General features: G+C 47.3%; 9 protein-coding genes. All 9 read right to left on the bottom strand.

Features of this window, described 5'->3' with window-relative positions:
- Positions 1–2 precede the first annotated feature (2 nt).
- Positions 3–926 carry a glycosyltransferase family 2 protein gene (locus tag ABNT34_RS18925; RefSeq protein ID WP_348734462.1) on the bottom strand — a complete coding sequence of 308 codons (924 nt, stop codon included), beginning with the start codon at positions 924–926 and terminating at the stop codon, positions 3–5.
- Positions 923–2,146, bottom strand: coding sequence for an O-antigen polymerase (locus tag ABNT34_RS18920; protein ID WP_348734460.1), 1,224 nt, complete (start codon positions 2,144–2,146; stop codon positions 923–925). Before ABNT34_RS18920 ends, ABNT34_RS18925 begins: the two co-directional genes overlap by 4 nt.
- A complete protein-coding gene (locus ABNT34_RS18915; RefSeq protein WP_348734458.1) occupies positions 2,139–3,404 on the bottom strand; it encodes an oligosaccharide flippase family protein in 1,266 nt (421 codons plus the stop codon). The genes ABNT34_RS18920 and ABNT34_RS18915 overlap by 8 nt, the downstream gene beginning before the upstream one ends.
- Complete coding sequence (gene rfbC / locus ABNT34_RS18910) at positions 3,401–3,955, bottom strand: dTDP-4-dehydrorhamnose 3,5-epimerase (protein ID WP_348734456.1); 555 nt, start codon at positions 3,953–3,955, stop codon at positions 3,401–3,403. Before rfbC ends, ABNT34_RS18915 begins: the two co-directional genes overlap by 4 nt.
- 3 nt (positions 3,956–3,958) lie before the next feature.
- The gene (gene rfbD, locus ABNT34_RS18905) at positions 3,959–4,837 is read right to left on the bottom strand and encodes a dTDP-4-dehydrorhamnose reductase (RefSeq protein ID WP_348734454.1); all 879 of its coding nucleotides are present in this window, start codon (positions 4,835–4,837) and stop codon (positions 3,959–3,961) included.
- Complete coding sequence (rfbA, locus tag ABNT34_RS18900) at positions 4,834–5,718, bottom strand: glucose-1-phosphate thymidylyltransferase RfbA (protein WP_348734452.1); 885 nt, start codon at positions 5,716–5,718, stop codon at positions 4,834–4,836. Before rfbA ends, rfbD begins: the two co-directional genes overlap by 4 nt.
- Before the next feature lies 1 nt (position 5,719).
- Entirely contained in the window at positions 5,720–6,790 is a 1,071-nt protein-coding gene (rfbB, locus tag ABNT34_RS18895) for a dTDP-glucose 4,6-dehydratase (RefSeq protein WP_348734450.1), read from the bottom strand.
- Between the two features lie 82 nt (positions 6,791–6,872).
- Positions 6,873–7,832, bottom strand: a complete 960-nt coding sequence (locus ABNT34_RS18890; RefSeq protein WP_348734448.1) for a Wzz/FepE/Etk N-terminal domain-containing protein — start codon at positions 7,830–7,832, stop codon at positions 6,873–6,875.
- Between the two features lie 8 nt (positions 7,833–7,840).
- Entirely contained in the window at positions 7,841–10,600 is a 2,760-nt protein-coding gene (locus ABNT34_RS18885; RefSeq protein ID WP_348734446.1) for an SLBB domain-containing protein, read from the bottom strand.
- Between the last annotated feature and the right edge of the window lie 72 nt (positions 10,601–10,672).

Here is a 10,672-nt window from a genome sequence, read left to right as displayed (position 1 = left end):
ACTCAGCGGGTTTTGCCATGAAGCAGCCATTGAGGCAACCAGCGGTATAACATCGCAAATCCACTCAGTGTCTCTTTAAACGCAGCACCGGAACGTTTTAATAGCGCCAGCGCGAGTCTGGTTAATGGTTCCAGCACCAGAGTCGACAAAACCACCAGTGCAATCGCTACAACTGAGAAATGTTTAACCGCATACAGGAGTCTGCTTCTTAACGTGTAAAACAACCGACGGGCTTTCACCTGGTTGGAAACTCCACCACCTAGATGGAAAGCACTGGCATCGTTTAGGTAATAGCTACGAAAGCCGGCTTTGGCAGCACGGTAGGCAAAATCGACTTCTTCGTAGTACACAAAAAATTGTTCATCAAAACCATTCAGCTGAATGAACAGGTCGCGACGAACCAGAAAAAACGCACCAATAACCTGATCGACATAGCGATTTTCAAGATGATCCCATTCCGTCATAGCAGAACCGAAATTGGGAATAAATTTATCAAGCCCCAGGGACTGCGCCGCACATCGTAATGCTGATGGGTAGCGGGAACAACTGCGAGAAACGTGCCCGAGTTCATCGAGTAAGCGCACGCCACATATACCTGTATTGATATGCGCCGGATCTTCCATACAGGTAAACACAGCCGGTAAAGTATCTGCGTAAACAGCCGCATCCGGGTTCAAAAACAGAATGTAGGGACTGGTTGCATGCAGTGCGCCCTGGTTGCAACCACGGGCAAAACCTGCATTTTCTGCCAGTAGCACGGGCTGCACTAAGGGCATATGTTCGATAAACTGCATCGAATGATCGGTAGAGCCGTTATCGACAACGATGATCTTCCCTACTAAGCCAGCACCAAAATCAACGACAGACTCAACACAAGCTTTTAACTGCAAACCGGCATTCCAGTTTACGATAACAACATCAATCACATCTGGCTCCTGCCGGTCCTGCTGCGCACACACAATAAAGTTAACCAAAATATCATCTGGATCCATTGTGAAGTCAGCGAAAAATATTGATCCTGAAAAAACACCATAACCAATGGATAGGTCGACGCTGCATAAAACATGATCCAACGCCCGCCCCGAACAACTGCATAGCGGTACAACCAGAAATGCAGAAGCAGGAATAGAGGCGGGATAAAATAGCCATAATATAGAAAATCGCGGTAATAGACTTCGTATACGGTGTAAACATTGGTAGGGAAAGGTGTCATCACATAGTCTTTGACCAACTCAACAGACTGGACGTCGGCCATTCCTACTTTTTGCATCACCGCAAAGAAGAATCGCAGGCTGTTTTGGCCATACTCAGGTCTATCGAATGTCGAAAACAACTGAGACATCGCCACAAATGGTGCTGTGGTATACCCGACAATATTTTCCTGAAAAGTGCGGATATTCTGCGCAGTTGTATTATCGAATGAAATCCCCTTCCCGGTCATCCCTGCAATAAATAGAAACAGTGAGATGAAGATAACGCCAGTCATCACTAATGACGTTCTACTAAAAATTTTTGCGATGAAAAAGGGCATAAATACAAAGCAGAACAACATCAGAATAAAAGTCCGCCCCGTGGCCATATAACAATAAAACAAAGCAATTCCGAGACTCACGAGAAAATAAGGTAACAGGATTTGTCTGTTGCGATATCCGACTGCGGATACCATAGCCACGATGATAGACAAAGGCGTTAAATAACCATACACGCCAAAGTTCCGGTCCTCATAAGTGATGGTATTTCGCAGCGTCATAAATCCGATAATTGTGAAAATACTCTGGCCATTCGCCAGTTCAATCGCCTTGAGATATGTTGGGTAAGCTCCGAGGACAACCAGAAAAAACAACGGATAATAGAACCACTTGTTCAAGTGAATAGACGCCAAATCCGGCGCTTTTTGTGCTTGTGTGATCCCTGCCGATTTAAGATAAGAAATAATCAGTAAAAACAAGGCAAAATATTGAGATACCAAAGTGACAAAGACAAATGAATCGTCAATTCGGATAAACAAATCGCGGGTTAAATAATACCCTGTATACACCGTCAACCAGACAAAGAAAAAAATCTGATAGGGGTTCCCGGTGCCAAGCCGGCTGTGATTGGCCAGCACAAAGCCGATGAAGGTCACCAGTAGCAAAGCTTCAAACATAATGTTTCCCGGCATAACTGCGCAGCAACAATAAATCCAACAACATTCTGCTACTCCAGGCCATAGCTGCGCCGGCAGGGCCAAACAGATGAATCAATAAAAACAACAATATCAGAAATACCGGCAATTCAATCAAATGAAACTTTGCGGTCACATCAGCCCTACCGTGCGCCTGAATCAGCGCGTAATACATGGCGGCCAGTGCATTCGCAAAAACCCCCACACACAAGATTTGACCAATCAGCGCCATATCGGGTGTCGACTTGTCTCCCAACCAAAACGGTAATAACACCGGCAGTATCAGAACAAGCGCAATAGCGACGCATAGCATTAACACGGCGATCCGTCGAAACCACAACTTAAAATAATCATGGAGTAGTTCAGGCTGTGAAGCAATCATCCGGCTAAATGCCGGAAACACAGTCGCAGAAACCGCGCCAACCAGCACCAGACTCTGTACAACAACTTCATAGGGAATAACATAAGCACTGACGGCAGCTGCGGACAATAAAGCGCCAATCGTAAAACGGTCTGCCTGCAACATGACAGGGCTCAGGATCCCGCTAACAGTCACCCAGCCGCCAAAACTAAATAGCCGATGAGCCACGGAGCGATCGAATTGAGCATTCGACGAGGCATCAACTAAACAACGTAGTGCCAAAATGCGGAACGCAACTAAAGCCAACAGCCGCGCAATCACGAGTAATAAGACGGGTAGGATCAGTTGTTCGCTGTACAACAAAGCGATGCCTGGCCCGGCAAAAGTCACAACACCAAGCAGGATCCGGATGATATTAATACCCTGAAAACGCTGACAGGCTTCGCAAAGCCCTCGATAAGTCGCACTCATTGCCTGTACCGGCAGCACAAAGGCAACCAGCAGGATAACAGTTGCGAGTTCAGTCTCGGTCACTGTCTTGGTGTTGAACCAATGTTGAGCGCCACCCGAAGCAGCAGCAAAAAGTAGTAACCCAAACAATGAGCCACTAAAAAATGTCAACGTTGACGTTGTCTTTAATACCGAGCGAACTTGCAGTCGCCATTGCTCTACTGGCAAAGTCGCCACATATTGCGTTAACGCGCGACCTAAACCCAAATCAAGCGAGCCGGCGTAACCAACAATTCCCCATACCAACGCCAGTAACCCAAATCGTTCCTGTCCGAGCGAAGATAACAAGGCTGGTACTGTGATCGCCGCAATGATCAGAGGCAACAGCAAACCAGCCAGATTCCAGCTGATATGGGATAGTTTGATCATGCAAAAGTATCAGCTTGCGCGAATAATACGCCTTGCTGGTCTTTCGCCGTAAGCAGTGGATCAGCTTGTAACTCATGGAATGGCCAGGCGATGGCTAATGCCGGGTCATTCCACAACAAACTACGCTCTGATTGCGGGTGATAATAATTCGTTGTTTTGTATAAGAAATCTGCCGACTCACTTAACACCAGAAAACCATGCGCAAATCCGGCAGGCACCCAGAACTGCCGATGATTGTCACCACTCAGTTCAACAGTGACATGTTGGCCAAAAGTCGGTGAGCTGCGGCGCATATCCACCGCGACATCGAATACCCGCCCCTGAGTGACACGCACAAGTTTCCCTTGTGTTTGCTCAAGTTGATAATGCAGACCACGCAACACGCCGTGCGCAGAACGAGAATGATTATCCTGAACAAACCGAACTTCACAGCCCGCTGCCTGGTCAAATTTCTGTTGATTCCAGCTTTCCATAAAAAAGCCACGGGGATCGCCATAAACTTGCGGCTCAATGATAAAAACGTCAGCAATTTTTGTTTTGATAATATTCATTGCTCAAAGATACTCGTTGATGTTTTCAAGCTTACTGCGCCAATTCGATGGCTCAATACCGAAAATTTGCTGTATTTTTTGACAATCTAATCTGGAGTTTGCCGGTCGTTTTGCCGGCCGGACAAAAGCCTCAGAATTGACAGCTCGCAGTTCTGCCAAAGGCCCTGTGTATCCCTTCTGCCGGGTGGTCTGTAGAATAGCGTCGGTAAACTCAAACCAGCTGACATAAGGCAAGCCACTAAAATGGTAGATACCCCATTGGCTGAATGGATGTTCGTGAATGTGCCACATGATCTTTACTAACGCTGATGCAATATCACCGGCATGAGTGGGACCGCCAATTTGGTCATTCACGACACTCAGTTCAGACTTCTCGCGAGCAAAACGTAAGATAGTGCGGACAAAATTTTGACCTTGCTCAGCAAATACCCAGGCGGTTCTGAGGACGATAACTTTCTGCCAGGCTGCAATTGCTGCTTTTTCACCTGCCAATTTACTACGGCCGTAACTACTGACCGGCGCAGGCATATCGGATTCAGAAAAGGGTTTATCACCATTGCCATCAAAGACATAATCAGTGGAGATGTGCAGTAATACAGCGTTTGTCGCCGCTGCGGCTTCAGCCAAAACCGCAACCGCAACATGGTTGATTTGATCTGCCTTAAACTCTTCAGTTTCGGCTAAATCTACCGCCGTATAGGCAGCTGCGTTGATAATAAAATCTGGCGCGCATTCAGCAACAGTTGCACGAATTGCCGAAACGTCAGTCAAATCTAACTCTTGACGGCCAAAGGCAAACAACTCGGTTTTGTCCTTTAACAATGCTGCAACTAAACGACCAACCTGCCCATGCGCACCGGTTAGCAACACTCGGGGTTTCATTGCTGATACCCTCCGGCCAGCCGCATGAGATACTGCCCATACTGATTTTTTGCCATAGGTGCAGCAATACTGCGCAGCTGATCCGCGCTAATCCAGCCGTTACGCCAGGCAATTTCTTCCAGACATGCAACCTTGAGCCCTTGCACGTGCTCAATGGTCTGTACAAAAGAAGAGGCTTCGTGCAAGCTTTCGTGGGTGCCGCTATCGAGCCAGGCAAAACCACGACCTAATAACTGCACATTCAATTGTCCCTGTGATAAGTACTTTTGATTGATGTCAGTTATTTCCAGTTCACCGCGGGCTGAAGGTTTGATTCCCTTTGCAATGCTCACGATCTGATTGTCATAAAAATACAAACCCGTCACAGCATAATTTGACTTCGGCGCAACTGGTTTTTCTTCGATGGACACCGCGCGCATTTCGGTATCAAATTCAACCACACCAAATCGTTGCGGATCTTTGACCTGATATCCAAATACTGTTGCGCCTTCTGTGCGTTGTACCGCAGCTTTTAAAGTCGCAGAAAAGTTGTGACCGTAAAAAATGTTATCACCCAGTACCAGGCATACCGGGCTCTGACCTATAAACTGTTCGCCGATCAAAAATGCCTGAGCTAAACCTTCAGGCTGAGGCTGTTGCGCATAACTGAGCTTGACGCCAAAACTGCTGCCATCGCCTAACAGGCGTTGAAATGAGCTGGCATCTTCCGGCGTCGTAATAATTAAGATATCGCGGATCCCTGCCAGCATTAATGTCGACAACGGGTAGTAAATTAACGGCTTGTCGTAAACGGGTAGCAGCTGTTTCGATACCCCCCGAGTAAGCGGATACAAGCGGGTACCTGACCCACCAGCCAACACAATTCCCTTATATGCGGTCATTTTAATTGGTATTCCCTAATCGTTCTAACCGATAACTGCCGTTCAGTACTGCAGTCCACCACGACTCATTGTTTAAATACCATTGCACCGTTTTACGTAGCCCGGTCTCAAAGGTCTCTGCAGGACGCCAGCCTAATTCCCGTTCAATTTTCCCGGCATCGATGGCATACCGTAAGTCATGCCCCGGACGGTCACTGACGTAGGTAATCAAGTCTTTATACTGTTTTAAACCAGCGACTTTTCGCTGTGGCGCCAGCTCTTCTAACAACTGACAAATCAGCTGAACAACTTCAATATTCTGGCGTTCGTTATGACCGCCAATGTTATAGGTCTCACCGACAAGACCTGCGGTGACCACTTGATACAGCGCTCGCGCATGATCTTCGACATATAACCAATCGCGTATTTGGTTACCCTTGCCATAGACCGGCAAAGGTCTTCCGGCCAACGCATTTAAAATCATCACCGGAATCAGTTTTTCCGGAAAATGGAATGGTCCGTAGTTATTCGAACAATTAGTCACTAAGGTCGGTAAACCATAGGTGCGCTGCCAGGCTCGAACCAAATGGTCGGAGCCAGCTTTGCTGGCAGAATATGGACTACTTGGCGCATAGGGTGTTGTTTCAGTGAATAAATCGTCGGTACCATGCAAATCACCAAATACTTCGTCGGTTGAAATATGATGGAACCGGAAAGACGAAGCCGCGGCGGCCGGCAACTGCTTCCAATAAGCCCGGGTCGCCTCAAGCAACGTGTAAGTGCCTACCAGATTTGTCTGAATAAAGTCACCAGGCCCGTCTATCGATCTGTCAACGTGACTCTCCGCTGCCAGATGCATCACTGCATCTGGTTGATATTGAGCAAAAATGCGGTCCAGCGCTTCTTTGTCACAAATATCGGCTTGCTCAAAGATGTACCGATCTGAACCAGAGATCTGAGCCAGCGAAGTTAAATTCCCAGCGTACGTTAGCTTGTCCAGATTGATGACCCGGTCTTTGGTCTGATCAATGATATGGCGGCACACCGCAGAACCAATAAACCCTGCACCACCGGTGACCAAAATTGTTCTCACTTTTCAAACCTCACAAATCTGCAATCAGCTGTCTCAACGGCTAAGAGCCAAAAACTACTTCAGTTTACACTCATGCATATTATTACCTGACAGGACGAAAAATCCGCCAGAATGCCGCGATGCCGGGAGCAAATAAAGTCAGTAAGACACTCAATAAAACACCGGCAAATGTCAGAAATACCACGATCACAGCGCGACGTGGCGCAGCCTTTTCTTCTGGGACATAAGGAGGATCAATCATGCGCAATGCATATTCTTGTTTCACATTCGCCAGTAACAAGGTCTTGGTTTGGTCCTCAATCAGCGTATAAAACAATGTTTTCAGTTCCGCGATATTGGTTTCATCGACCTTCTTCTGCAGGTATTGCAAGCTTCGGTTCGCCTCTTCAATGTCCCGACGCCTGATTTCTTCATTCACATCCACGATAATTTGAGTCAACCATTGCTGAGCAATTTTTGGCGAAGGATGCTGTAAAGACACCTTGATAATACCGGTCAATTTGTCTTTGTCTGCAGTAAACATCTCGTCAAACTGTTTGTACAAAGTTTGTGGACTCGGCTCAGGTGTAAAAGGCGGCTCGACTTTTCGTGTCCAGAGCTTGTTATGAATATCGTAAACCTGAGGGTCATATTCGACTTTATCAGTGATCGGATCCCAACTCTTAATTGCCATCAGGTCGACGGCAAGTTGGTGACGGACCAGAAAACCGGTAACAAAATCGCGAGACTTTAATAGTTGAACGGCGAGCTCCGATTTATCGCCCTGCTTGTCTTTGCCAATGCTAATCCCGGCCATTGCCGCCAGACTACCAATTTGGCCATTGAGACCCATACTGCCAGTGTCGATGGCTGCAACCATCACAGCCTCCGACTTGTAGACATTTGACAGAGACAGAGCATAAAAAACTGAGCCCATCGCGGAGCCAACCCAAATCGCGATCACCAGCCATTTTCTCTGCCACATTTGCTCAGCAACATGCAAAAAGGTCAATTTTTTCACAGATGGCATTTGCTGCAAATCCGCTGAATCAGACATCTTCATTCAGCTCCTTAGAACGAGTTAATCGCAGCCAATGCCACGGCGCTTTGATAGAAGATCTGCGTGACCTGAGTCCATAACGTCATGCTGTCTTTAAACTCAGTATCTAAAGGCACAACCACGGTGTCTCCAGGTTTCAAGCCTTGCTCAGTAACCGCAAACCACTGAGAGCTTTGTGGTACGTAGACTGAGCCGTCTGCACGGATGATATAGACTCTGTCAGCATCTGCCCGTTTACGTACTCCACCGGCTAATGCCAGATAATCTTCAATCATCAGCTCTTTTCTGTATCTGTGACTTGACGCGTGTTGTACTTCACCCACCACACTGATTGCGGTATTCATTGGCGGCACGAATAACTCATCGCCATCTTCTGCCACAATATCCGAGCTAGAGTCGGCTTGCTGAATCGCATTGATGTCCACAACCAGGCGGCCAACAGGCTTCACTTTTTCAATTTCAGCAATCATAGCCATAGCCTCTTGTGGCGCTATACCTGCGCCGTCAGGAGTCAGACTGCGCGCGGCAATATCTGCGCGTAATTGTTGGCTAAGTTTCTGGATTTGCTCAGACTCACGCTGGCGAGTCTGTAGGCGAGTAAAGACCGCACCTTCCGCAAAAGCGTCTGGTTTCAAGCCACCTGCTCGATTTAGAACTGTTGATAATTTTTCGCCTGGAACTATGGTGTAGACGCCAGGGAATCGGACCATACCTGTTAAACGGACCTGACGTTCGATATTCCAGTTCGGGATGGCAAAAATGTTCAATTTGTCGCGAGTTTGCAAGTCTTCAACCTCACGACCCGCTAATACTTCCCGCAGACTAAAGCTGACATGTTTAACCTGCATATCACCACTATTGGGCTCGATGAAAGCGCGCGTCAGTTCTGCACGATCTAAAAAGGCGCTACCTTTTAAGCCACCTGCAGCTGCGATCAATCCTTTGACGGAGCTGTTTTCAACCAGAGGGTACTCGCCCGGAACCTTCACTTCGCCAGAAATCGAAACGATCCGTTGTCCCCCAAGGGCATTTTTGCCGCTTTTTAATTTTTCCAGTACACCGAACAACAACTCGGAGCGCCTTAAATGTACTGTTTTCGCGAGTATTTCAGGATCAGTTAACGATTTATCCAAGAAGGCCTGGAATTCCGCCACCAACCATTTTTCTTCGTTTGCCCATTGCCGGGACTCAGCAAACAACTGTGTTGTTTTCTGTTTCTCTAAAATCAAATCAAATGCCTGGTCAACCAAAGACTCTACCTGCAACGCCAGGCCATCTTTTTGTTTAACTTCCGAACTACCATTTTCTTCACGGGCTTTCTGGAACTGCAAAATGGATTCTTCATCGAACCAACCGGCTTTCTCTGCTTTCTTCCGGAAAAACTCGTTTAATACCTGACGGTCAAATGCTTTATCTTCATGATGAAACACCAAAATCTGATCGCGTGGCTGCAATAACAAATTGTCTGCGGAACCCGGGTTGTTTACGGCTTCAGCCAGATCAAACTGGAACAGTTTTATCTCACCACCGTAATTCACTTCGCGAACTACTAATGCGTAATCCAGATCGGCTGTCGTATGTAAATCCGACCAGAACGACTGGATCAAACTATTCACCCGCATACCCTGCTTAAAGGCATATTTACCAGGGCGGACCACAGCCCCTGCGACGATGACTTCGTTTTCAAAACGCGGCGATGTTGAGCCCAGCCGCAACACATCGCCTGGTTTCAGCTTCACCTGCAGCCCTTCTGCACTCGTGAGGTCCAGATTGAGCAAATCCCTTACGTTCTGTTTATTGACGCGCTCGACGATGGCATTTTGTGTAAAAGCACCGGGTTTGCTACCCCCAGCCATTTCAAGTAATTGGGCGACGGTTTCTCCTGATTTGATTTCATAGATAGCCGGACGAACTACTTCACCAACAACTTCCACGAGACCAGCGACCGGTTTGACCAGAATCACGTCGCCCTGCTGGACCGGAATATCGCCTGATGAGTCCCCTCGTAGCAACAAATCGTAGACATCAAACTGACTTATAATCTCGCCGTTTCGATTAATTTGAATTTGCCGCAACGAACCGATATCAGAAATCCCTTTGCTCAGGGTCAGGACACTACTGACGGTTGCCATTGCTGGCACTGCATAACTACCAGGATTATTGACTTCACCAGCGACAAAAACTGTGATCGTGCGAAGTTCAGCCATGCTGAGTGCCACTTCGACACCTAGCATTTGCGATTTTATTTTGTCACTCAACAGCTGCCGCGTTTCCGCAAAAGTCAGTCCCGAGACTGGATAGGAGCCGATGTCCGGGATAGAAACTGTCCCGTTGCGCTCTACGGTCAATTCCTCGGTCAGACTTTCTTTACCAAACACTTGGAGTAACAACTGATCACCAGGCCCAACGATGTAAGAGTCCGGTACAGGAACATTTTCCAGAGACAGATTTTGATTACGTTTAAACAGGTTCAAACCAAAACGCTCAGCCTTTTTTTCTCCGGCTTCTTCAACGACCTTCTCTTTCTCTTCGGGTTCTTCGTCCAGATATTCCTCATCGGCCGAATCAACCATCGACTTATCTTTCGCAGATTGCTTTTTTAAATCTGAGGCTTTCAGGCCATATTGCTTCATCAGACGCTGCTGCTCAGCTTTTGGTAACTTTTTGAATTGCGCCATCATCGCCGGCGACATCGCGGCGGTTTGTGACATTGCGGAGATAGGAAAACACACTGCTACTAACAGCATGAATACCCTGATTATTTTAATCACTCTCTGGCTCCGTGATTGTTAACGATTAAGCAAAGATGCCGGCTTTCAGAATGTAAATAATATGCATCTGTA

The sequence above is a fragment of the Rheinheimera texasensis genome (assembly GCF_964031785.1).
Classification (GTDB): Bacteria; Pseudomonadota; Gammaproteobacteria; order Enterobacterales; family Alteromonadaceae; genus Pararheinheimera; species Pararheinheimera texasensis_A.
This window is presented reverse-complemented; position numbering and strand designations above follow the sequence as displayed.